The organism is Nostoc favosum CHAB5714 (genome assembly GCF_020829495.1).
Taxonomy (GTDB): Bacteria; Cyanobacteriota; Cyanobacteriia; order Cyanobacteriales; family Nostocaceae; genus Nostoc; species Nostoc favosum.
On sequence record NZ_JAIVFQ010000072.1, the window covers coordinates 12,856 to 36,221 of the forward strand.

Annotated in this window: 19 protein-coding genes and 4 pseudogenes; 5 read left to right on the forward strand and 18 right to left on the reverse strand. The window is 40.8% G+C overall.

The genetic code is table 11. The features are described from left to right. Window positions 1–56: 56 nt before the first annotated feature. From LC586_RS29625 to LC586_RS29670, 10 genes are read right to left on the reverse strand one after another with little or no spacing between them, the layout of a single operon-like run. Window positions 57–1,088: a beta-ketoacyl synthase N-terminal-like domain-containing protein gene (locus tag LC586_RS29625; RefSeq protein WP_229488823.1), complete on the reverse strand. Its 1,032-nt coding sequence runs from the start codon at window positions 1,086–1,088 to the stop codon at window positions 57–59. Beyond that, entirely contained in the window at window positions 1,085–2,275 is a 1,191-nt protein-coding gene (locus LC586_RS29630) for a beta-ketoacyl-[acyl-carrier-protein] synthase family protein (protein ID WP_229488825.1), read from the reverse strand. The genes LC586_RS29625 and LC586_RS29630 overlap by 4 nt, the downstream gene beginning before the upstream one ends. Window positions 2,276–2,325: 50 nt before the next feature. After that, window positions 2,326–3,096: a hypothetical protein gene (locus tag LC586_RS29635; protein ID WP_229488827.1), complete on the reverse strand. Its 771-nt coding sequence runs from the start codon at window positions 3,094–3,096 to the stop codon at window positions 2,326–2,328. Between the two features lie 28 nt (window positions 3,097–3,124). Next, window positions 3,125–3,595: a 3-hydroxyacyl-ACP dehydratase FabZ family protein gene (locus tag LC586_RS29640; protein ID WP_229488829.1), complete on the reverse strand. Its 471-nt coding sequence runs from the start codon at window positions 3,593–3,595 to the stop codon at window positions 3,125–3,127. Next, a complete protein-coding gene (locus LC586_RS29645; protein ID WP_229488831.1) occupies window positions 3,585–3,992 on the reverse strand; it encodes an ApeI family dehydratase in 408 nt (135 codons plus the stop codon). Before LC586_RS29645 ends, LC586_RS29640 begins: the two co-directional genes overlap by 11 nt. Then, on the reverse strand, window positions 3,976–4,248 hold the full coding sequence (locus tag LC586_RS29650; protein ID WP_229488832.1) for an acyl carrier protein: 273 nt from the start codon (window positions 4,246–4,248) through the stop codon (window positions 3,976–3,978). Before LC586_RS29650 ends, LC586_RS29645 begins: the two co-directional genes overlap by 17 nt. A 12-nt stretch (window positions 4,249–4,260) precedes the next feature. Further along, a complete protein-coding gene (gene fabG, locus LC586_RS29655) occupies window positions 4,261–5,007 on the reverse strand; it encodes a 3-oxoacyl-[acyl-carrier-protein] reductase (protein WP_229488833.1) in 747 nt (248 codons plus the stop codon). A 39-nt stretch (window positions 5,008–5,046) separates the two neighbouring features. Continuing rightward, window positions 5,047–5,742: a DevA family ABC transporter ATP-binding protein gene (locus tag LC586_RS29660; protein ID WP_229488834.1), complete on the reverse strand. Its 696-nt coding sequence runs from the start codon at window positions 5,740–5,742 to the stop codon at window positions 5,047–5,049. Window positions 5,743–5,760: 18 nt separating this feature from the next. Next, window positions 5,761–6,918, reverse strand: a complete 1,158-nt coding sequence (gene devC / locus LC586_RS29665) for an ABC transporter permease DevC (RefSeq protein WP_229488835.1) — start codon at window positions 6,916–6,918, stop codon at window positions 5,761–5,763. A 19-nt stretch (window positions 6,919–6,937) separates the two neighbouring features. Next, on the reverse strand, window positions 6,938–8,218 hold the full coding sequence (locus LC586_RS29670) for an ABC exporter membrane fusion protein (protein WP_229488836.1): 1,281 nt from the start codon (window positions 8,216–8,218) through the stop codon (window positions 6,938–6,940). Between the two features lie 304 nt (window positions 8,219–8,522). On the opposite strand from LC586_RS29670, the pseudogene LC586_RS29675 reads away from it, so the two are divergent. Then, window positions 8,523–8,968, forward strand: a pseudogene (locus LC586_RS29675) (ISKra4 family transposase); the annotation flags it as partial. A 327-nt stretch (window positions 8,969–9,295) separates the two neighbouring features. After that, entirely contained in the window at window positions 9,296–11,173 is a 1,878-nt protein-coding gene (locus LC586_RS29680) for an alpha-amylase family glycosyl hydrolase (RefSeq protein ID WP_229488838.1), read from the forward strand. A gap of 53 nt (window positions 11,174–11,226) precedes the next feature. On the opposite strand, the gene LC586_RS29685 is transcribed toward LC586_RS29680, so the two are convergent. From LC586_RS29685 to LC586_RS29700, 4 genes and pseudogenes are all read right to left on the reverse strand, one after another. Continuing rightward, on the reverse strand, window positions 11,227–15,858 hold the full coding sequence (locus LC586_RS29685; protein ID WP_229488840.1) for an nSTAND1 domain-containing NTPase: 4,632 nt from the start codon (window positions 15,856–15,858) through the stop codon (window positions 11,227–11,229). A gap of 366 nt (window positions 15,859–16,224) precedes the next feature. Continuing rightward, on the reverse strand, window positions 16,225–17,265 hold the full coding sequence (locus LC586_RS29690; RefSeq protein WP_229488841.1) for a DUF1822 family protein: 1,041 nt from the start codon (window positions 17,263–17,265) through the stop codon (window positions 16,225–16,227). An 18-nt stretch (window positions 17,266–17,283) separates the two neighbouring features. Beyond that, window positions 17,284–18,756: a hypothetical protein gene (locus tag LC586_RS29695; RefSeq protein WP_229488842.1), complete on the reverse strand. Its 1,473-nt coding sequence runs from the start codon at window positions 18,754–18,756 to the stop codon at window positions 17,284–17,286. 18 nt (window positions 18,757–18,774) lie between these two features. Then, window positions 18,775–19,230: pseudogene (locus LC586_RS29700) on the reverse strand (transposase); the annotation flags it as partial. 747 nt (window positions 19,231–19,977) lie between these two features. On the opposite strand from LC586_RS29700, the pseudogene LC586_RS29705 reads away from it, so the two are divergent. Then, window positions 19,978–20,118 (forward strand): annotated as a pseudogene (locus tag LC586_RS29705) (IS701 family transposase); the annotation flags it as partial. Between the two features lie 145 nt (window positions 20,119–20,263). On the opposite strand, the gene LC586_RS29710 reads toward LC586_RS29705, so the two are convergent. Continuing rightward, window positions 20,264–21,031 carry an acetate and sugar kinases/Hsc70/actin family protein gene (locus LC586_RS29710; RefSeq protein WP_229488844.1) on the reverse strand — a complete coding sequence of 256 codons (768 nt, stop codon included), beginning with the start codon at window positions 21,029–21,031 and terminating at the stop codon, window positions 20,264–20,266. Beyond that, on the reverse strand, window positions 21,022–21,324 hold the full coding sequence (locus tag LC586_RS29715; protein ID WP_229488845.1) for a hypothetical protein: 303 nt from the start codon (window positions 21,322–21,324) through the stop codon (window positions 21,022–21,024). The genes LC586_RS29710 and LC586_RS29715 overlap by 10 nt, the downstream gene beginning before the upstream one ends. A 47-nt stretch (window positions 21,325–21,371) precedes the next feature. Here LC586_RS29715 and LC586_RS29720 point away from each other — a divergent pair, with 47 nt between their 5' ends. Beyond that, entirely contained in the window at window positions 21,372–21,515 is a 144-nt protein-coding gene (locus LC586_RS29720) for a hypothetical protein (protein WP_229488846.1), read from the forward strand. Window positions 21,516–21,753: 238 nt separating this feature from the next. Here LC586_RS29720 and LC586_RS29725 read toward each other — a convergent pair whose 3' ends face one another. Together LC586_RS29725 and LC586_RS29730 are read right to left on the reverse strand one after the other, a co-directional pair. Further along, window positions 21,754–22,146, reverse strand: coding sequence for a hypothetical protein (locus LC586_RS29725; protein ID WP_229488847.1), 393 nt, complete (start codon window positions 22,144–22,146; stop codon window positions 21,754–21,756). A 253-nt stretch (window positions 22,147–22,399) separates the two neighbouring features. Continuing rightward, entirely contained in the window at window positions 22,400–22,795 is a 396-nt protein-coding gene (locus tag LC586_RS29730; protein ID WP_438822943.1) for a P-loop NTPase family protein, read from the reverse strand. Window positions 22,796–23,116: 321 nt separating this feature from the next. Here LC586_RS29730 and LC586_RS29735 point away from each other — a divergent pair. Next, window positions 23,117–23,366: pseudogene (locus LC586_RS29735) on the forward strand (DnaB-like helicase C-terminal domain-containing protein); the annotation flags it as partial.

Here is a 23,366-nt window from a genome sequence, read left to right on the forward strand (position 1 = left end):
TTAGGTAGTAGTACTTTTTGATAACTAACAACTAACGACTCCTTTCAGTTAACTTGTTACATCACCTTTTCAAGGGTGAGCATAGCGATATGTCCGTGAGGGCTAGTTGCAAGAATTAAACCCTCCCCATGTTCAATTGCCAGGGCTGCCATTTGCAGTAATGGAGAAACAGTAATTAAAGCTCCAGTTGCTCCGATGTAATTGTGAGAAAAAACCTGGATATTTCTAGCTGCCAAAGTTTCCCGAATAATACTATCAACCGTTTGGTTGAAAGCAAATGAACAGATCAGCGGACAGTAATGAATGGAAGTCCGATCTACTGGGATTAACCGCTCAAGTTCTTGACGGATGGTTTTCCTCAACCGTTCCTGAATTGTTACTTCTTGAAGCTGTTTGGGGTTGAAAAATCGCAAACTACCTTTACCCACCTGGCAGTAAATTCTAGCCTGTCGACTTAGGACCTGAGGCAATGTTTCGAGAATTAAAGCACAAGCTCCTCCTTCTTTGACAGGTACGCCCAGAACCTCAGATATTTGTGATGGTGGACTGTCTTCAGTAGCCCCCACTAACGCTATTTTTGCTCGCCCTTGACGAATTGAATGAGCGCCGAAAATTATTGATTCCAAACCAGCGACTACGCTACTAGTTAAAGAAATATTGAAAGCTCTAAAGCCGTACTTTATTGAAACGTAGCTAGCCGGAAGGTTAACGGAAAAATTGGGAGCTTCCATAGGGCTAAGAGCTGTTGCTCCCTCAGTCATTACTACACGATCCATTTGGGAGCAAATGGAGTCAATAGCAAAGTTAGTGCCCAGCACCACTCCTTTTTCTTCTGGAGTGCAGGAGTTGTCTTGAATATTTGCATCTTCCAGAGCTAGTTTAGCTGCTGCCAAGATGTACTGTGTAGCCAAAGGAAAATACTTGAAACCTCTCGAACCAAAAAAACGTTTAGGTTCAAACCAATTAACTCCTTTCATATTGCTGAGTTCTTGAACCTTGCAATCTACAGTAGAAAGTTCTGTAACTGTAGTTGCTTGCGAACAAATAGGGCCAATTCCAGATATAACTATCGGACAAATACTTGTCATGAAACTGCCCCCATAATCAGCGAAATATTATTACCTCCAAAAGCATAGGCATTAATTAAAACATTACGGATCAAAGCCTGAATTGGAGCGTTACGGTGCAATTTTAAACTGCATTTTGAATCAACGGTGGTGATGTTAGCTGTAGGAGGTACAATACCATGTTTTAAAATCATGGCTGCTGTGAGGCAAGAGAAGGCTCCAGCTGCCCCTCCAGTATGACCAATTTTTGACTTGAGAGCACAAACCAACACTTGATCAATGCGATCGCCTAACATCTCGGCAAGCATATTGCTCTCCATCAAATCGTTGAGTACTGTTCCTGTACCGTGAGGAATAACACAGTCAATCTCATTTACACTTAATTCAGCTTCAGCGAGTGCTCGCTGTAAAGCTGCTTTTGGATGTTGCCCCGTTGGGTCTGGAGCTGTGGGATGATATCCATCACAACTCCAACCGCAACCTTTTACTTGTGCATAATAATCAAACCAACCACGACGACGGGCATGAGATTCAGATTCTAGAACTAAAATTGCTGCTCCCTCTCCGGTTACCGTACCACCTCGTTGGGCATCAAAAGGACGACAAACTTCAAAATCGAGTGCCTCTAGCCGATTAAAACAAGCTTGTACAACCCGTGAAAATGCCTCAGCACCGCCTACAAGCATTACATCAGCCCAACCACTCCGGATTGCTTCTATAGCTAAACTAACGCTGTAAGTCCCAGAGGAACATGCTGTACTAACGCTTAGATTAGGACCACTCAGAACAAACTGGCAACCCAAAGAAGACGCAACTTTGAAATTAAAGGCTTCTATACCACTAACTTGAAGACTTTTTTCACGGCTATTTTCTATCAAATCTGCATCACCCATTGCAGTTCCAATAGAAATGCCAATACTTGATGATTCAGTACTATTGAGTAGTCCAGCGTCTTGCAAAGCCATTTGAGATGCTCGAATGGCAAAATCACTTGCTTTTCCCAAGGAATCACCAACTACTGAAAAGCTCGGTGGTTTCTGTTCACGTACATAATAGCAACGACGGTTTCGCATATATTCAAAGCGAGTATACGGATATTCCTCCGGTAAACTGCTTGTAGCTTCAAGTAGGGTTTTCCAGTACGTCTTTGGGTCTACTCCAATCGATGACACAAGACCGAGTCCTGTAATTACAATTCTCTCAGACATAGATATTAGTAAAAGCTGTCAGCTTAATTGCAACTCGGTATTAGTTTGATTCACGCCTGAATTATTGATGACACCGAAGTTGGTAGTGGAGGAGGAGGCGACAGGAATTTATGAAATTTGCTGTACCAACTTATGATGTTCGTAAATATTAAGAAAGGCTTGGAGAATTTTGCTTCTTTCTTTTGAAGAATGCCAACTAGGCGAGGCATTAACGACAGACAGTACCATCGATAACTCTGTAATCCTTTGTCAAGGCACTTGGCAGCGTATTCTGAGCAATCCATTTTCTTACCCAAACGCTCAACTGCCTGCTTAGTATAAGCAGCGTGGGATTGCTCATCATTGATAATAATCTTTAAGAGTTCCGAAGCTGCTGGATCAACCGGCTTAAGTAGGTTGGCCATCAGGGTAAAACGTTGTATTGCAAATGTTTCCAAAGCATGTACTCCAGCAAAAAGAGGAATCAATTCTACTTGATGAACACTCTCACCCCGTGAAAATTTTTCTGTAACACTTGTCCAACCTGCTGAACAAAAAGCTTTGACCGTATTTGTCCATGAAGGAACTTCTTCCGGATGAAATTTTCCTTGTGAAATTAGTAGTTTCTTCCACATTTCTGAATGTCGATGTTCATCAGCCATATGCTTGTTGAGTCTTGATTCAAGCCAATCATCATCTAACTTACCAGTCACATTATTAATCCCTGGAATTTCGCCATCTGCTTCTAGAACAAAGAGGAAATTTTGATACCACACCCGGGCATCTGGAGACTTGCAAATAGCTTGAAAAAACTCTTGAGTTAACCATCGTTCTAGTTTCATAAACTCTGACTCTCCATTCTTCGTAGTTTTAATTCATTACTTCAACTGAGCGCAGCGCAACTACTACTCGCTCAACTTCTGCAATTTGCCTATGATTGACCCAAACTTCACCGCTAAAAACAGCTGCATCAGCCAATCCGCGTTCCAAGCGTACGCGATGTTCCATCGTATCACCTGGAAAAACTTCATCGTAGAAAAGGAATTTGCTAATTGAGCCAAACAACATTAATTCCTGACCAATATTTCCTTTGTGTTGACGAATCTGGTTGTACATAATTCCTGCCGCTTGGCAGAAAGACTCTATGATCAATGAACAAGGATAAGCATAATCTTGTATTTTTGCTGTGTCGCCAAGCTCAGCGAAACAAGGCTCATTGCAAGTTACAGTTTTTATCGCTACAAAGTTAGCATTAGATTCTAATTCTTGAACCTTATCAACTAACAACATTGGAAAACGATGAGGGATGATACTCTTGATTTTGTCTTGGCTAATCATCATCTTGCACTATACAAAAGTTTAACATGGCCATAGCAACTTGATTGTTTTGATTACAGCAAACTGCTTTAACTTCAAGAACTTGATAGTTGGACTGAAATGTACACTGGCAATTGCTTTCTAATGTATCACCTGGCTGTACTGGAGCAATAAAACGTGTTGAGCGCACTTCAAGTAGTTTGATTTGTCTACCATAAAATGCTGCGTAGTATTTAACAGCCTGTTGAATTGCCTCGATAATAAAAACCCCTGGATAAATTGGGTTATTAGGATAATGACCGACAAAAAAAGGCTCGATAGCTTTTACTTGTTTCCTGGTCGTAATTCCAGTTTCATCTATGCGAATCACTTCATCAAGGGCAACCAATGGTGCTGCGTAGTCTTTAACTGGCTTTAGCATTTTGTCCCTGCTTAGTCTTTACAAGTTCGTAGATGTTACTTAAACAGTTAATTTGTTTAATTTCCTGTTCTTCAAGTTTAATCTGGTACTTCTTTTCAAGAGTTACCATCACCTCAAGTGCCATGAGTGAATCTAAATCGAGGTCTTCGACAAAATCTGCTTCATTGGTCACTAGTTCTTCATCTATATCAAGGGCAAATGCGACAATTTTTCTGAGTTCAGTTAGTTCGGGATTTTCGTAATTATTTAAACTCATTTTCCTTTCTTCCTACAGAATGATTCCACCATCTACTTGAATTGTTTGACCTGTAATGTAACTAGCTTTATTTGAGGCAAGGAAAGAAACAAGGTCAGCCACTTCTTGCACCTCACCTATGCGCCGAAGAGGAATATTGGAGATAGCCTGCTCCATAATTTTTGAATTAAGTCCTTCAGTCATATCAGTAGCAATAAAGCCAGGAGCTACAACATTGACCCTAATTCCATATTGACCAACTTCCTTAGCAAGTGCTTTAGAAAAGCCTATAATACCTGCTTTAGAAGCAGAGTAATTAACCTGAAAGGCATTTCCATAAACTCCGGCTACTGAGGAAATATTTATAATGCATCCTTTCTTTCTTTTGAGAAATCCAAATATAGTACATCGACATACATTGAAAACACTGTCTAAATTGCTGTTGATAACACTGGACCAAGACTCTAAATCCATTTTTAACAAAGGATTATCATTGATCACGCCAGCATTATTTACAACTAGTGTGATTGGACCAAGCGACGCTTCAGCATCTTTAATAAAGGACTGAACAGAGTCAAAATTTCCAACATCGCACGTTTGTAAAAACACACGAGAACCCAATTGCTCAATTTTGCTTTTTACTTCTTCTGCTGCTGTACTAGCGTGCTTGTAGCAAAAGGCTAGGTTATATCCATCTTTTGCCAATTGTATAGCAATGACTCGCCCAATACCGCGAGATGCCCCTGTTACGAGTGCAACCCCTTTGTTTGCTTCATTCATCACTTCAATTCCTCTTAAGATCAATTTTTGCAACACAACTCATTTAACTTGATAATGCGAGGATAGATATCCATCTTCCATGTGAATAATTCGATCAGCGATATCTAAAATCCGATTGTCGTGTGTCACCATTAGAATAGTGCAAAGCCGCTCCTTAGCCAGTTTTTGCATGAGGTTTACAATATCTCGACCCGATTTACTGTCAAGTGCTGCGGTGGGTTCATCCGCTAAAATAATTTGGGGACGACTGACTAAGGCACGAGCGATCGCTACCCGTTGTTTTTGTCCACCTGATAAATTTTCTGGATAGTAGTTAATCTGGTGCCCTAACCCAACGGCCTCCAATATATGAACTGCATTGATTCGTCTGGCTTTTGGAGAAATGTGCTTGTGTAACTCCAGTGTAATTTGCACATTTTGCAATGCCGTTAAGCATTTGAGCAGATTGTGAGCTTGGAAAATATAGCCGATGTTGCGTCGGAGTAAAATCAACTGTTTTTTACTAATACCACACAGATCCTGACCTAGAACTTTTAAGCTGCCGTGTTGGCAAGAGCGCAATCCACTGATCAGCGTTAGTAAGGTTGTTTTTCCAGAACCAGAAGGTCCTGTCATAATTACAATTTCGCCTGGATAAATGTCTAGGTTAATGTCAAACAATACTTGCTTTTGCAGTTGCCCTTGACCAAAGTAGTGATTGAGATTTCGCGCACAGACGAGTGGAGATTGGCACATAAAGTGAGAAAGTTAACGCTAAAAAATTTCAGCAGGATCGGCAGTGTGGAGCTTGCAAAGAGCGATCAAACCTGCGATTGTACACATTCCTCCAGTTAAAATGAAGATGAGTCCTATTCGATTGACTGTCATCACAATCGGTAGTAGAGTGGCATTCTGAGCCAGTTTGTAAACTCCTAAAGAAATCGCTAATCCTGGGGAAAAACCCATAACAGTAAGGATCAGGGCTTCTTGCATAACTAGAATCAAGAAGTAATTATCGCTAAATCCGATCGCTTTTAACGTGGCATACTCAGCTAAGTGATCAGAAACGTCGGTATAGAGAATTTGATAGACAATCACTAAACCGACAAGAAAACCTATCGCCGTACCTAAACTGAAGATGAACCCGATTGGCGTGGTTTTCGCCCAGTAACTATTTTCAAAATTGACAAATTCTGCCAGTGTCAAAACCTTCACGTTATTCGGCAAGATAGCTTGCAACTTTGTTGCCATCTGTTGAGGATCGACCCCACTCTTGAGGTTGACCAAGCCAACACTGACTTCGGAGATACTCCGATTTGGAAATAGCCGTAAAAATGTGGTGTCACTGACAATAACGTTAGCGTCTACACCGAAGGAAGCTCCTAAGGTGAATAAGCCTTCTACTGTCACTTGATGTTTTTGCACTTCAGTGACAACGGGCTTACCCTGTTTCAGTGCTACTAGCGTTGCTCTGTACTCTCCCTTAGAAGCGCGATCAAAAAGCGCAATGTCTGGAAGCTTAATTTTTTGAAGATTTTCCTCTACTCCAGGTAGATTTAAAACTGACTGGACAGGATTAAACCCCAAAAATAGAACTTGTGCCTCGCGACGATTATCGGGATTTTTCCAGTTCAATCGGCCGGTATATAGTGCTTCTGTCGATTCTACCTCCTTAAAACTCATAGCTTGATAGAGATAACGGCGCGGGAAAGTTGACATGTTCAAAATGTTTTGAGCTTGGGGACTCATAAGAATTAAGTTGGCCTTAATACTATGGTGCATACGGGTGTTGCTATCATAGAGTGCTGCTTGAAACCCTAATTGCATAAACATCAGGAAATCGGCAAAGGCAATTCCGGCGATCGCCACTAAAAGACGGCTACGTTCTTGTATCAGTTGCAACCATGCTAGGGGAATTTTGCGCTTGATCATTAGATATTTCTTAGAGTTATTAAAGAGGGAGCGCGACTCGGACTCTTTGATTGGTAAGACCGTTTACCTTTTGACTGGATGTTGTATCCAGCCGAATCTTGACTTCTACAATCCGGGCATCAGCGTCAGTGGTTGGATTCGTGTCGAAGGTATCTTGCTGACGAACCAGCAACCCAATGCAATCAACGTTTCCCTTGAGTTCTCCAGTAACAGCATTACTTGTAATGGTTGCCCTTTGCCCTAGCCACACTTTGCTAATATCGGTTTCGTATACCTCAGCGATTACATACATCTGGCTGGTTTGTCCCAAATCAACAATTCCATCCTCGCCAATCCTTTCTCCTGGATGAGTGTGAATCTTTAAAATCCGGCCCTCCTTGGGAGCATCGATGTATGCCAAATCTAAGTCTGTCTGAATCCGCTCAAGAGTAGCTATTGCTCCATCCACTTCTGCCTGTGCTTTGGCTACGTCAGTTGGGCGCACTTCCATTGTCTGAGCCAGTGTGGCTTGAGCTTCTCGAATTTGAGTTTGCAATGTCCTACTGGTGCGAGCCAAATTCGCTTTTGCCTCGTTCAAATGCTCCTGAGCCGTTTTAACTGCTAGTGATCGCGTATCTAAAGCTGAGGCAGAAATTGCTCCGTTTTGATAAAGCATCTGATAACGGTGGTATTCTCCCTGAGCATTTTGCAATTCGGCTTCCAGACGGGCAATGGTCGCCTGTTGTATTGCCTTTTCACCTCCTAGTTCCACTTCTAAATTGACAACCTTTGCTTGATGAGCGGCGATCGTCTGTTGACTTTGACCTGCTTTTACCTGAGTAAGACGTGCTTTGGCGATGCTTACTTGTTTTTGGGCTTCCCTCAAAGTTGCTTGCAGGCGATCGTGAGAATCCAATACCGCAATCACCTGTCCAGCTTTTACCTGACTTCCTTCTTCCACCATCAACTGAGCCACTCGGTTACTGCCATCCAAGCTAGACGGGGCAGAAATGTGAATAATTTCCCCTTGGGGTTCAAGTCTTCCCAAGGCAGTAATTGTTATGGGTACCTGCGAACTATGGAGTGGAATTGGAGTTGCAGGAGTAGTCTTGGGTTGACCGATCAGATAAACTACCCCTACTCCATTCAAAAATACTGAAGCAACTCCTAAAATAATGAACCAACGTTGTTTCAGCAGAAAGAATAGCTGTTTCTTGCGCTGTTGAACAACTATTCGCGTTTCAGCTTCTAAAATACCATATTCAAAGTTTAAAGTTTGCTGAGTTGGTAACAGTTCAGATGGTAAATCATTATGATTCATATGGTACTAACTCCATTTTTCAGTGGTAATAACATTTTGAAAACTGAAGTTCAGAGTTCAAGGCACGTGATGCACAATGAAGTTAGAAGATTGCAGCAGGCTTCGCCAAGCGAAGGCTAATAGAACTTACGCATTGACAAAATTTTGATGGTGTGGGAATTGCTATAGTGCATCTCTACATAAATCACCTCAACTAATTCGGGTTTTAAAGCGCTTAGGACATAAGTCCGTTTCGCTATATTCTTAAGTAGGTGTAAGTCAACTCAACTTATGCACTCTCAGTCAGATGGAACGTGGATTGTAGATAGCTGAAACATTTTGCCGCCGCAGTGCTGTTGAGAGATTAGATACCCACGTAAAAGCGATCGCGAAGATTCTGTATAAAAACACGCCTTCTGAAAAAATAGAAACCTTTGAAGGCATAGAAACAGCCGTTCGCGATCAAGTTCTGGAACACGTCAGTCCAAAAATCGCCTTTTTTTTGTCGGAGAAAAGACTGGAACAAGCAGAGGACGCAGCCGAACCATAAGAAGTTGTGTTGGTAAAATTGTCATCAGTAGACAACAAGCTTTGCGTCTGGGGATTGAGCCATATAGGCGATTTAGCCCACTACTAGAAAAGTGCTGTTTATTACTGGCAGCCAACGAATCATTCCAAGATGCAGAAAAAGACTTAAAGGTAATGACTGGAATAGAAGTGGGTCATAGTACCTATCATCGCCAAGTCCAAAAAGTAGATACATCCCCTCCGATTCTTTTACCATTTTTTCTAATCTCAGTAGACTCACAGTATGGACAATGCACAGTAGAACACCTTAATTCATCCCTTTATTATGCAACGCCCCAAATAGATACATGGTTATGGAGATAGAGAAAAATATTAAACAATTCTGTTTTTGGCACAATCCTTAATTAAAGCAAGTCACTACTTCAGAGTAATAAGCTACACACCACTATAAGTGCTCGCCAGCAAAAGTTCTTGCTCTGCTGGATGTATCTGATTAGCCACTGCATAAGCTTACAATACAGGTATCTATTTAGATACAGAAATAGTATCTTGGATATCTCAGGAGAGAGAATGCTTAGATTAATTTACTCAAAAGAAGTTGATAATGCTTACAATCAGGCTAAAAATAAAGCTCTGAACAATGCAACGAAAAGTGTCCAAATTGGCGATGAAGTTAAAGAAATTCTTTCTCCTTTTCCATCACCGTCAGATTGGCGTGATATATGGATTTACTTTATTATGGTAGACCGCTTTAATAACCCATCTGATGCGCCTACAAAAGCTTGGAATGTTTTAGGTAAAGAAGGTTTGGTTTTTCAAGGTGGTACTTTTGAAGGTATCCGTCAGCAATTACAATACTTAAAGGACTTAGGAGTGGGAGCAATATGGCTCACTCCTGGTTTGAAAAATTGCAAGTATAAACGTAGCTACCACGGCTATGGGATTCAAGATTTTTTACAAATTGACCCACGATTTGTTACCAACAAAGATAACCCAGAAGAGGAATTACAAGCACTAATTGATGAGGCTCATGCACACGGAATTTATGTAATTTTTGATATTGTACTGAACCATGTCGGCAATGTTTTCAGCTATTTTATTAATAACAATAATGTTGAATCAACCGATCAATATAGAGAACAACCGCAACCCCCCTATGATATTAAGTGGCATGACAAAGAGGGAACACCACAATGGATGAATTCAACTGTTAATGAAGTTCCTGACCTTGATCCTGATGCAGCAGTATGGCCTAAAGAACTTTGCAAGAATGAGTCTTTTCGTAGAAGAGGAACCAGAGATGATACTGAACAAGGCGGCGATTTTAGCGACTTGCGAGAGTTGGTTACTGATATTCCAGAAGTACGTAATATCTTAATCCGTATTCATCAATATTTAATTGCCAAGTTCGATATCGACGGATTTCGCATCGATACCTTGAGGTTTATTGAACCAGAGTTCGCCAGAGTTTTTGGTAATGCAATGCGCGAATTTGCTTTAAGTATTGGTAAGAAAAATTTCTTCACCTTTGGTGAGATATGGGCTAACGAAAACAATACAGAGGAGAAAATTAGCCGCTTTATTGGTCGCAATGCAACGGAACCAGGTGATTTATTGGGTATTGATGCGGCGCTTGATTTTCCTTTGTTCTTCAAACTCCCCAGTGTGTTGAAAGGATTAAATGCACCAAAAGCACTAGCTGATGTGTATGAAAGGCGTAAGGAAAGTCTTCGGAATATTATTAGTTCTCAGGGGGAAGCAAGCAAATTTTTGGTGACATTCCTCGATAATCATGATTTGAAGAGTCGCTTTTACTACAGTAACCCTGAAGATCCTCAGGAGTTTGATGACCAAGTAACTTTAGCTATTACTTGTTTGTTTGCTTTACAAGGGATACCCTGCATATACTACGGCACAGAACAGGGACTCAATGGTGCTGTTCCAGGAGATACCGATTTTGGTGATCTCGTAGTCCGTCAAGCTTTATGGGGTAAGCCAGAAGGTGGCTTTAATCGTGACCACCCCTTCTATCAAGCAATTGTACAACTATCTGCATACCGCAAAAGCCATCCGGCACTGCGTTATGGACGGCAGTATTTTCGTCCTATATCAGGCGATCGCATTAATTATGGCATTTCGCCCTACAACTCTGGTGTGCTGGCGTTCTCACGCATCTTGAATGACCAAGAAGTGGTTGTGGTAGCAAATACAAATACAACAGGAACTCCTCAGTCTATCTATGTGATTGTTGATTACCATATCAATTCGCAAAACCCTACTTTCAAGATTTTATTTAGCAATAAAAGTGATAAAAGCACTGAGCCGGAAACAGTGGAAGAAAAGCAAGATGTTAACATCACTGAAGCTAATGGCAAAATGAATCATGGGCCAATACGAGTGATGAAAGTGACTCTCCAACCGATGGAAGTACAAATTTTGGTGAAATAGAAATAACATATTTGAGACTCCCACGAATTGAGAGTTTCAAATATGTTACTTCATCATTGTTGAGCGATCGGGCGTAGCCCATTGCATAAACTTTTTTCATGAGGTTTGACACTGGGATTATTCTGTAAATAATCTCGCACCCAATCACAACCACGCACAAGTAAATGATCTAAATCATCTAAATACAAATGCCAAATCACAATGTCATATCTACTGCCACTAGCTAGAGTCTTGCCATCAGGACTAAAGCGCACACTCCAAACTGCATCTTTATAGCCTCGCAGGGTACGCAGTTCTTGACCGTCAATGCTCCAAATTTTTACAGTATTATCACCACTAGCAGTGGCAATGAGTTTACCATCTGGGCTAAAGGCAACATTGTGAACAACATTGTTATGTCCTCGTAGGGTACGCAGTTCTTTACCATCAATGCTCCAAATTTTCGCAGTATTATCCCAACTGGCAGTAGCAATCAGCTTACCATCCGGGCTGAAGGTAACATTGTTGATACCACTTATATGTCCCTTTAAGGTTTTTAGTTCTTTGCCATCTATACTCCAAATTTTTACTGTTTTGTCCCAACCAGCCGTAGCAATTAGCTTACTATCTGGGCTGAATACGGCGCTGTTGACTACACTATTATGACCTGTGAGAGTTTTACGTAATGTCCCGTCTCGATTCCAGATTTTGACAGTTTTATCTTCACTAGCCGTAGCAATTAACTTACCATTTGGGCTGAAACTTACACTCCAGACTGTATCTTTGTGTCCTGTGAGAGTTTTATATAATGTACCATCTCGATTCCAGAGTTTGGCAGTTTTATCCCAACTAGTTGTAGCAATTAACTTACCATCTGGGCTGAAACTCAGCTTATTTACCCTACCTTGATGCCCCTTGAAAGTTTGCAGTTCTTGAAGTTTATCCCCTGCAATACTCCAAAGTTTGGCGGTTTGATCCCAACTAGCCGTAGCAATTAACTTACCATCTGGACTAAACGCTAGGTCGAAGACCTCATCTTCATGACCTCGGATAATAGTGCTGTGAGGACTGTTAAGTTTCCAGATTTTAGCCGTTTTGTCATTACTAGCTGTAGCGATGGATGTACCGTCAGGACTAAAGGCGACACTATTAACTGCATCAGTGTGTCCGTAGAATGTTTCTAGTTTTTGACCGTTGCGGTTCCAAAGTTTGACAGTTTTGTCACCACTAGCTGTAGCAATTAGTTTACCGTCAGGACTGAATGTGACACTGTTCACCCCATTTTGATGACCTATGAGGGTTTGCAGTTCTTTACCTTCTAAATTCCAAATTTTGACAGTTCTATCGCCACTGGCGGTAGCAATTTGCTTTTTGTCTGGGCTAAAACTGACGCTCCAAATCATATCTTGATGTCCGGTAAAGATTTGCAATTCTTTGCCATCAAGATTCCAGAGTCTCAAGGTTTTATCCCAACCAACAGTAGCAATTAGCTTACCGTCTGGGCTAAAGGTGACGCTGTTGACCTTATCCTTATGCCCCTGGAGGGTGTGCAGGAGTTTACCGTCCTGACTCCAGATTTTAACTGTGTTGTCCCAACTAGCAGTGGCAAGTAGCTGACTATCAGGACTAAAGGCTACTTCCAAAACTGCTTTTTTATGTCCCATAAGAGTGTGCAGGAGTTTGCCGCCTCGACTCCAAATTTTCGCTGTTTTGTCCCAACTGCCGGTAGCCATCAGTGTACCGTCGGGGCTGAAGGCGACGCTATTGAAACCCTCTCCTTGAGGTTCTTGCAGCTCCATCGACTGTTTTTTGCCGTCGAGACTCCAAATTTTGACGGTTCTATCTCTGCTGGCTGTGGCAATGAACTTACCATCTGGGCTAAAACTTACACTCTCTAGCATTCCATCATGTTCTACTAAACGATTTTTCTCTCTAACAAAGTTGATGGCTTGTACTAGAGTTTCCGTAATTTGAGTGCGCGTGTTGGCATCAATCCCTACAGTACCTTTGATGCGGCTACCAGATCTAATACTGGCAATTAATCCATCCAAGTCCCGATTTGCATTAAGTAAAGTTTCGGCTGATGACCTAATTTCTTTAATTTCGCTAACACGAGCCTTTTGCCCTTGCCACCAAGCAAACCCAGCCAGACTGAGAGCTAAAATTAAGCCAGCAACTAGTGATGAAATTGCTAATTGTCGTCTGCGCTGTTGCTGTTGGAACTCAAATTCTCTCAGTTCCCAACTATGCTCAATGAACTGAATTTCGTTTATGCTGAGTTCTTGCCAACGTTGCACTTGCCATTCTTGGGCACCTATCAAGGGCTTACCTCGTAATAACGCGCCTCGATCGTGTCCGCTATTTTCCCATTGCCGGATCGCTAAACGCAATTGTTCTCGCCAGCGTAGAAAGTCACCATCCACCAGCAGCCAATGTTCCAGTCTTCCCCAACTTCTAATTAACGCTTCATGGACAATTTCTACTGTTTCTTCGGCTGTGGACTCATTGCGGTTGGTGACTACTAGACGTGACGAAGCCAGATGTGTGACTAAATACCAGTTTTCTGGCCTGATTTCTTCACGAGTTGCCAACCGTCGGGTAGCCTCTGTTTGATCTCCTAAACGTACCAACTGGATAAATATTTGTTGCGTCCTTTGCCTGTCTGCTTCTGGCAACTGGGCATACACAGCTTCTGCATGGTTAGCCAAGGCTTCTTCTACGCCACCAATTTCTTGATAAGCTTGATGAGTTAAGAGCCGATTTTGCTGTTTTGACCATAATTGTGTCAGAGCAAACTCAAGTAAAGGTAAACGCCCTGGCTGTTTATCTATCTCGTCGATTAATTGATTGGTTAATCCTGTTTCTAGTCCTACCTGCATTTGTTTGGCGGGCTGTTCAATTACCCGACGTAATTCTTCTCTATTCATCGGGCCAAGGTTGTAGACTGCTCCTTGCAATGCATCACTAAAGGGACGGTAAGATAAGGCATAGCTGTAAAAGTCAGCCCGCAGTGTTAATACGATGGTGAAGGCGGGAGTGAAACTATAAGCATTGAGTAATAAGTCTAAGAAAGGCTGACGTTGCGCTTCTGGACAAAGGGTATAAAGTTCTTCAAACTGATCTGCGATGAGAAGTACACGAGTACCAAATTGATGCTGAACAAACTTTTCTAGAATGATGTGTAATGATTGGTGGTTTTGTTGTAAAGAGATCGCTAAATCTAGTTCTAGTAAGCGAGTATTGGTACTATCTTCTGGCAACCCTAAGATTTTTTCTAGGCAGACAGCAGGAAAAAGCTGGGCTAAATTCACTAATGCAGCTGCTAAGGCTTCAAAGGGGTTTTTTCCAGGACGAAAAGCAATGATTTGCCATAGTCCATTTGTGTTTTGCCGCAACTTGGGGGTCAACCCAGCAAATACTAAACTAGATTTACCGCTGCCACTAGCTCCGACTACAGCTACAAACCGCTTTCTTTTCACTGCCTTGACTAAATTAGCTGTGAATTCTTCTCTGCCAAAAAATAAGTGTGCATCTTCTTCTCGAAAGGCAAATAAACCACGATAGGGACAAGGGGAAATTCCGCCTAGTTGTAACCAAGTTGATGGTTCTAATGCTGGGTTGTGACAAAGCACAGGCAACCAAGAAGCCCCAGGAAATTCATCTTCTAAACCTTGTAACTGCCTGCGTGCTTGCTGAAGAGCTAGATATAAAGGCTTGCGTTCAATGGCAAAGGCGTGGAGAAAATTTTGAAAAAATACCTCTGCTACATAATTTGGCACTGGCTCCCGCATGACAATTACCTGGGGAATATGTAATGTCCCCAAAGCATTTGCCAATCCCAATCCATCACAGGAGTTGAAAATTGCTAGCTTTAAACCTTTTTCAATCGCTGCAAGCAAAGCTTCTTCTAACTGTTCTATTGTCAGACTGTTATTTATCTGATTTTCATTGATATAAATTCTGCCTGTGTCAGCTTCGGTTTGACTATGACCTGCAAAAAACAGAATATCCCAACCTGTAGAGTCCCAAAGTTGTGTGTTGAATTCTTGACGCGAGGGATTGTGTAGATAAACAACTTCTGCAATATTTTCTAAGCTTTTGAGAGAAGTTGTTTCTGTCTGCAAATCGATGCCTTGGCTATTTCCCAAAATCGCTAAGATTCTGACTTTAGTTTTGGTAAATGTTGGCTGTAAAATTGCTGGCCGTTGATACTCTGGGCTGGAAAGAGATAGTTCTGCTTGGGGATAATCGTTAAAAAAATCCCAACTATGCAAGGGTAAGCGTCGCAGATTATCATCGTTGGTTTCTAAAATGACACAAATTTCTTCTACTGGCTGGAGTTGCGAGCGCAATTTACGCTCAATTGTCAGAAATTCTGTAGATTTCAGCCAAGTATTAATGTTCTCTTGTAATTTTTGGCATAACTCATCAAAATCAAACAGAGAAACGTTAGTGATAGCTCCTGTTTCTATTTCCAGTTGGTCATCTTCTTCTTGCCCTTGCGATCGCAGTGATTGACGACTACACAGAGCCTGATAAATTGACCGCCAGTTTCTATATAGTTCAACTAAGCCTGGATCTGCCGGCAAGCTACCAATAAATTGCTCTGAGGGAAGATTATCGGCTGAACGAATTTGCGCCGTAACGCTAGGAAATCCATTGTGCAACTCACCATTTCCCAGATTGATGACAACTGTTTTGCTCATTATAAGAATTAGGTATAGTGCTGAGTATACAATTATCTATAAGCTTAATTTATAGCTTTTCGCATACTTTTACTAGATATTGTTGCAAAAATAATAATTTCTTTACAATATAATTTGTGCAGATATTCTACAAATAAATCTTATATATTAAGTTTTTTGAATTTTTTCTCATTGAGATAATTAGTTTAATCAAAAAACTCTGGTGTGTAGGGTAAAACGTTTGCCAAGCAATTAAGATAGAGTCAGCCCTTTTGGGAATTAACAATTAAAGGTTCAAAGCCAAGCTCAATTGTGGATAAAACAATCCTTTTATAGCAAATTATATAAAAGTTCTGCTATTTTCCTATTACCTGTTCCCTTCCATTTTTACAATTCAAAATTTTCTCTAATTCTGATATCTTCTAAACTCACCTCAACACTAAAGCATTTTCCACGTTCACCTTTAAAAGGGTTTAGTTGAATGTAGCTATCTTGACCTCTAGATATAACTTCGCAAAGTATCTCTCCGGCTTTTGATAGTAAAATCAACTTAAGATTAGGCAGCAAAAAGTTTTCCTTGCCCGTCGGGTGTAACTGAATTAAAACACCTAATTTTTGCTCAGTCTCTGCCTTGATATTTAGCAATAAAACTACGTTTCGGCTACCAATTTGCATCTCTAAGTTAATTATTTTGCCTCTTTTTATAAACTCCTTACTATTTCTAACGCTCCAAGCTAAATTGGCATTTGGATCGATTAGTGAGTCAATAACTTGCCAATTTTCACCAAAGATTCCTTGTAACCATTGGCTTAATTTGGTTCTAGTTACGTTTATATATTTCAATAAATTTCCTGCTGCACTTTCACTGGTAGCAACGGGTAGAGAAATAATAGTTGGCTCTAAAAAACGACAGTAGAATAAAAGATGATTTGGCTCTGGATCAAATTTTGATAGTGGTACCTGATAGTAACCATTGTTGAGTTCTAAATTTCTCCCTCGATAATCAATCAATTCGTCATAACGAAGAAAGCCTCTAATTACAACTTCTTCTTGCTCTTCTAATACCTCAATTAAGACATAGAAGTGGGCTGCCAATTCTGGTCTATCTATAGCATCTTGAGGTATATTGGCTACTTCATCCAGCAGGTGTTCGGTGGTAATTAGACAAAATTTAAACTCACCTAATTTGAGATTAGCAGCAGCCTCAATTATATTAATATCTCGATTTACTATTTCTGGATTATGTTCTCTTAGCCATTGTTCAAATCCAAGTAGTGCTAGGGCATTCAGGTATGTTTGCCACTGATGCAGTTCACCAATGACCTCCTGACTGATATCTCTAGCCCAATCAAAATATGTTTGTTCTAGCCAAATTACTTCTGGCAGGTAAAGTCTCAAATTAGTTGTATGAGTAGGAATGTTAATCATTGTCTTTTCAATATTGATTTAATTATATCTCTGTACGAAGGGAACTAACTCTTTCTGGCTGGTTACTGATTTTTGTTCAAAATAATTCCGAATTTGCTGTGCATAAAAGCTGTCCAATGAACGATTTTTACTTGTTCTGATTTCTTCTCCAGCCTCTTGAAATACTTCTGCATCAACAAAATTTTCTATTTGTTCAGCCAAGTTTTTGAGATAATCCGGTTCAGGAGGAATATTTATTAACTCTTTTTCCTGAGCCATTTTTAAAATGCTATCGAGAAGTTTTTGTACTGTCAGAGTACGTATCTTTCTGAGTAGTTCCCCTGGATTCAATACTCGTCTAGCTTGATCCCAGCTTGTCATTCCCAACAACGGTACAATTTCTTTCAAAGTCTTGCCTTGAGAGTAATATAGTTGTAATCCGGGAATGTATTTTTGAGCGATAGGAGCGTACCTACTGCTATTTTCTAATTTGGTAATACAATTACTAATTTCTTGCGCGATCGCATCAGTCAAAGCTAACCTCAGTTGTGTATGCAAAAACTCTAAAATTTCCTGCTGTTCCACATCTAATTCATCTAAAGAAACAGTAGGTAAATCTGTTCTCAGCGTATACTTTCCATTATCAGGATTTTGGACTTCTAGGGGTTCTAAAGAACTCCAAATATCATACTGTCTAAGTTGCGTTGCTACTTGTTGGAGTTCTTTTTTAAACTCATCAGCAGTATTGATAATAACATCTCGTGTTTGCAAGTACGTCAGCATTTCTTGCAGTTGAGCGATTGAAGGGTCTGGACATCTTCTGACTTCTATCTGTCGTTGCTGTCGTCTATCTCGACGATAGACAGCATGAAAGACTTCTATTAATTGGCGTGTTCGCTGTGATAAAGTTTCTAGTTGTTTAGGTCTAACTCTATTTAATAATGCCCAGTTGCTAAGATGCTGAAAACCAAATTCTGATAAAAATTTTTGAATTTCTGGATTTTGTTTAGTTTGAAAGTATGCCCAATTATCTAAGCTCATACTAGATTGGGAGTCATGCTTAAATTTTCGCAAGACCTCAACCGTAAAAAATTTATAAGCTATGGGACTAATTTGACCATCGTCATTCACAGTGAGATGAGTTTTGTGATCGCTATCTAAGATAACTAACTTCTTCCCATCATCATCAAGAACGCATCTCAATAAATCTTTATATGTAAAAGATTTTTCACCACTGAAAAGACTGTCTATTCTTTGACAGGCTTTGAGAATAGGCTCAGAAACATAGCACCGTAGGCAAAGCCCTGCTTGAGCGCGAATCATAGCATCAACAGCCGCATGATTGCCATGAAAATAGGATAGTAAAGCAGCTTGCACGTTACCATGTTGCCAATTGGGAATTTGTTCTTCGAGAAATTCCTGTGCCAGAGGAACTAAAAACTCTTTGTATCCAACCCTTTCATTAGCTAGATCGATTCGCCAAATTTTCCAGTATCTTAATGAAGCATTCATATACAGCGTATTGCAGGTTTATGAGGTACAGTAACAACAGTTTGTAAACCAGTTTTTTAAATGCACCGGATTAATCAAATCGAGTGCAGTTGCAATTAAAACATCAACCATTTTCGCAGTGGTTGGAGAAAAGGAGCAAAGAAAAGATTTTAATTGTGACCACCAGTGTTCAATGGGATTAAAGTCAGGAGAATAGGGTGACTGATAAAGAACGCTTGCACCCACAGATTGAATTAAAGGCTCGATTCCTTCCACTTTATGAGATGGGACATTATCCATAACAACTACAGCACCCGACCATAATTGAGGAAGTAAACACTTTTCGATAAAGACTTTAAATGCGTTGCCATTCATGGAACCATTCAAGGTCATCACAGCTAAAACTTGTTTTTTGCTAATTGCCCCAATTACTGTCACCTTCGCTCCCCGATAAAATGGTTTAAAATCATACACTCTACTTCCCTGAGGGCTACGGGCATCAGGGCGGCAGCATCATGTCAATAAGACTAGTATATTCTCAATAAGCTCAAAAATAATCTCATTAATCCCTACTTATTGACAAAGATTTTAGCGATCGCTTTGAGCCTTGGAAAATAAATCAACCCAGAAATACTGATTTTTCGTTGGGTCTTAATCTTGGTCAGGATCAAGAGTACTTTAGATGCGTTTGCCCTGCTACGGGCATGAATTCTTGTCGATGGAGTAAGGTTTCATTTTACCCGTTCATGCACTACTATTACTGTACCTCATTTACCTGCAATCTGCTGTATAATGCGCTGCTTGGCAGCAACTAACATTCTTATCTAGTTGCATTATTAGATAAATGTAAGCGTTTTGAACGTATGCAGTTCTCAGGCAACGCAGTGAAGTATGGAGACTGGAGAACACAGGGCAAACCGCATCTAAAGTGCGTAGAGCTGGCGAAGCTGTCATCAACTGCAAACTAAACCGTTTAGTTTAGGAACAGAGCATAAGTATAGACGTTTCTCTAGGAATCGGGCGATCGCTAGCGCTTCTTGTGCGGTCGTTCCTGTGATTTAAACCATACAGGACTTACGCAACTGGCACAATGCGATCGCTAGTTGATAGTATATAAGTATTAATTAAATCTGATTTTGAAAGCTTTGTCTTCGTAATAGAAGTCGCTGTCTTGGAAGCAAAGCATGAAATATTCATGAGAAAATAGGTAGAGGTTGTATTACATAAATTTTGCTGACGGTAATGAGATTTACTAAGCTTAATTACTGCCAATAGTTATTAAGTAGTCAAATGAATTATACACTTACCAATTTGGCAGAGCATTTAGAGAGTATTAGTCATGATGCAATTAACTATTATTTGAAAAGAGAAAAGTTAACACCTCTAGAAAACGAGTTTGAGCTACTGTTAGCCTTTCTTGCAAAACTTGTGATGTAGCATCTTGTCGGATTTTAAGAGCTTTAGTTTCTTCAACTTTTAAATTTTTAGATTGCAGTCGCTGTAACTACACTACTTTTTTCTGAGCTAATCAAACATTCTCGTTCACAGCAATAAAGGTACTAGGTCGCTCACAAGGCGTAAAATTATACTTACGTTTAACTTCTTCATCTGTACTACCTTCAGCGGATTTAGTTAGCAGTACAACCTCAGAGCGGGTATAACCAGTCAACTCATCAAACTGAATAATCATATATTGGTAGAGCGCCCAGACATCCGCCATCCGATTGCCAATACCGGAAGATATCTCATCAGGTATAAAAATATTACCGTGCCAGGATATCTTAATTCCCTCTTTCTGGAAGTAAGTGTCTATTTCTGGACGAATGTAATCCGCAGTCCCTCCGCAAAACACCAGTTCTTCAATATCCTCATCCATCTTCGAGCGCAACCACCTGACGATCGCACGCCAATATTCATCTCTAGCAAGCAATAAAGCCTTGGACATCGACTCGCCATCAAGTTGAATTTCATCACCTTTGCGCTTGCGTGAGAGTTTCTGCATCACCTGGGAGTCACAACTAACTCCAGCTTCTACCAATACGTCAATAATATTGGGATTATCAGGGCTTAGTCCCGATGTCTTGGAAGTAAAATTATTCACCAGCCAAGACATACCAAAATTGCTGGTTATTCCCGCACCAATTGAACCACTGCGAAAGGTAAAAATACTTGCGTTGCGATAACCAAGCATCACATACATAGAAGCAGGCATATTATTGCCAAGCGTTCGCCTACGGTGAAAAAATATCCCACTACCCTCAGAAGCTGCATCATAACGAAGCATTTTTACCCGCATCTTACCTGCTGGTGTATCAAATCCTCAAACGCATCCTTCAACCGAACTTGTAACTGTTCTTTGTCTTGCACTTCACCGGGCGGTAGCAGAATGCTCAAGTAAGCTGCAACATCATTACCCAAATTCAGCTTTTCCTTAGCCAGCCAAAATGCACCACAAATTTTAGGGACTGCTAGTTCGTACTTTAGCTCCTTGAGCTGCGATATACCCCCAAATCGACGACGGGCAAGTTCTCCCAAGGCGCAGTACTCAAGTAAAAAGTATCGTAATTGTGCAGTCTTGGGCGATAACAAGGTATGTCAGATGGGGTCAATTACATACTTGCTTTGCTGTCAAATTTTTGATTGTAGCTTTTACAGATGAGATATATGAAATGATTATTCTAGGCGATCGCACCTCTAAAACTAGAATGCGATCGCCTTTCCAATTCGGTCAAATACTGTTGATGCCCTCGACCAAAGGCTTTGACCAAATGTATGGCTGAAATGGTTTCATAGAACCTTTGAGCAATGCAGGTGCTTGAGCGAAAACTCCTTCTAAATGCGCTCAGTGGAAGGGTGCAAATATTTCCTGGCAACAAGCGCCTGCTATGCGATCGCACTCCAGGAGATATTGCCCACAACGACAAACAGGACAAGGACAGGACTTACGCAAGTATCACAAGCAAAGGTAGAGAGTATGCTTTTCTCCAACACCTAACCACCGATATCCTCATAATTCCCTCACTCCAGACGAAATCCTGCATCAACTTCTATTTCTGCCTTAGCAATTGGGTCATTCTCGTCATCATTAAAGAACCCATCATCTTCGGAATCTTCTCCCAAAACATTTGATCCGACTGGTTCTGTCGCAACAGGTAACGACACAGGACTTGGCCCAGTGGAATCAAAAAAAGAAACGGAAGGGGGAACCAAATTAGCTGAAACAGGAGTTATTTCCACGCCATTAGTTCCAACTGTTGGTTGTAACCCAGTTGCACCCTGCGAGAAAACTCCACTATGAGGATTAACAAGAACTACCTGGGGCAACCCCTCCATGCCAAACGTCCGTTTCATCTTAATTATCTGAACTTCAAGTTGCGCGATCGCATCATGGAGAGCTGACTGCAATTCCATACCAGACACCCCCGCAGTCGATAGCGCAAACGGTAGGTAATATGCCCGTAGGGCCTCACATACTAACTCTGTTTGCCCTCGTTTCTTCGACTAGAGGTAGCTAATCACTATCCCATCCTCCGTACCCTTATTCCGCATGATTCGCGCCAACTCAACCGAATCAGCAGGCTTACTCGCTCTTGCCATAGCTTCTCTTCTATTAACGTGCAAACCAAGCTTCTCAGTAACCTATTTGTCAATACTCTTACTTTAACTATACCGAAGGAGAACTCACATAACTTTCAAAGAAACCTCCAGATTGTGCTGGTAAGTCTAATAGTGTAATAGGACAATCACTCTCATCTAAATTAATTAATAAATCGTCAGCACCACCTCTATGAAAAATATCAATGTAACGTATTATGGGTCGGTAGTCTTTTTTGAAATATCTTTCTAACTGAGGATTTCTTAAGTCAGCTTCATAAGTAACACAGGGTAACTTTTTATTAATGTACAGTTGAAATAGCGCTCGTGCAAAGGTGCTTTTTCCCACACCACCTTTATCACCTGTGACGATTATTAGCCGCTTTTGAGGTTTACTATTATTAATATTGGTTGTATTATCATCAGACATGACTTTTTTACCCTTATTGTTTCTATTTTGAGACATAACAATCCTCTACAAAGCAAATACACTTTGTTGATTATCCCTCAAAACTAATCAATAACTACACTTGTGGGATAGTGCTACTGATCCGCAGTTGTTACAGCGCGATCGCTCTTGTGAAAGGTGCGATGCCTACGCTGGTCACTGAGCGCGGCCGTTGTGCGGGCTGTTCGGTGTCACATTTTCCCTTTAAGAGTATCTCATCGCTACCATGCCAAAAAACGAACTAAAGGCATAAGCTTGTTAGCCCCACTCCTCCTCTAAAAATTAACCCGCTCCCTCTGTCTTATCTTCTGAGGAATTCTGGGAAGAAATTTTTTTGGCGATCGCATCCGCAGACATCGCGCCAAATTTCAACCTTTAGTAGATTGGGAATTCACGCTTATTGCCAAAATCGTTGATATTGCCTCAGAACTGCCGCTTTATATGAATGACTCAAGGGGCATTACCGTTTCACAAATTGCATCAGAATGCCGTCAAATAAAGGCTAAAGAGGGAAAACTGGGGTTAGTTGTAGTTGATTACCTGCAAATGATGGCAGAGGATTCTGGAGGGAACCGCAGCTATGAACTGG